Source organism: Streptomyces sp. NPDC039424 (assembly GCF_055639495.1).
Genome location: NZ_JBVKAI010000053.1, coordinates 1 through 1044, shown reverse-complemented (window position 1 = coordinate 1044; position 1044 = coordinate 1). Strand labels below are relative to the sequence as shown.

Annotated in this window: 1 protein-coding gene; it reads left to right on the top strand. The window is 68.4% G+C overall.

Features of this window, described 5'->3' with window-relative positions; translation table 11 throughout:
* On the top strand, positions 1–1044 hold a 1044-nt coding region (locus tag ACZ7L0_RS43950), incomplete at both ends, for an AMP-binding protein (RefSeq protein ID WP_471248197.1).

Below are 1044 nucleotides of genomic sequence, written 5' to 3'. Positions count from 1 at the left end.
CAGCCTCGCCGAACAGCGCGGCCCCCACGGCCAACCCCACGGCATCACCGGCGCCATCGAATACTCCAGCGACCTCTACGACGCCCCCACCGTCCGCGTCCTGTTCGACCGCTGGGTACGCCTGTTGGAGGCCGCGACGTCGGATCCCGACCGGCCCCTCAGCCAGCTCGACATCCTCTCCACCGAGGAACACCAGCGGACCGTCGTCGACTTCAACGACACCGCCCTGCCACTGCCGGACGCCTCACTCGCCGAACTCTTCACCCAGCAAGCCACGAAGACACCGGACGCCCCCGCCGTCGTCACGGACGAGACGACCCTCACGTATGCGCAACTCGACGCCCGAGCCAACCACCTCGCCCACCAACTGATCGCCCGCGGCATCCGCCCCGGCGACGCCGTCGCCGTCCTCCTCCAGCGATCCGCACACTCCGTCATCGCCGTACTCGCGCTGATGAAGGCCGGCGCCGTCCACATCCCCCTCGACACCCGCTACCCCGCCGAACGCATCCGCCTCGTCCTCACCGAGACCGACGCCTCGCTCATCCTGGTCGACGAGGAATCCCAGAGTGAACTCGCCGCCTGCGAGGTGGACTTGCTCGTCATCGAGCATGCCGGGTCGGACAACGGGTGCGATGAGGCACCCCGCGTGGCCGTTGATCCCGAGGACGCGGCGTACGTGATGTACACCTCCGGATCCACCGGCACCCCCAAGGGCGTGATCGTCACCCACCGCAACGTCACCGCACTCGCCCTCGACCCCCGCTTCGACCCACAAGCACACCGGCGCGTGCTCCTCCACTCCCCCGCCGCCTTCGACGCCTCCACCTACGAACTATGGGTCCCCCTCCTCAACGGCGGAACCGTGGTCGTCGCACCCTCCGGCGACCTCGACCTGCACACCCTCCAGCGAGTGATCGTCGATCAACGCATCACCGCACTGTGGCTCACCAGCTCCCTCTTCAACGTCGTCGCCGAACACGCACCCCAAAGCCTCACCCACGTCCACCAGATATGGACCGGCGGCGAAGCCGTCTCCGCCGC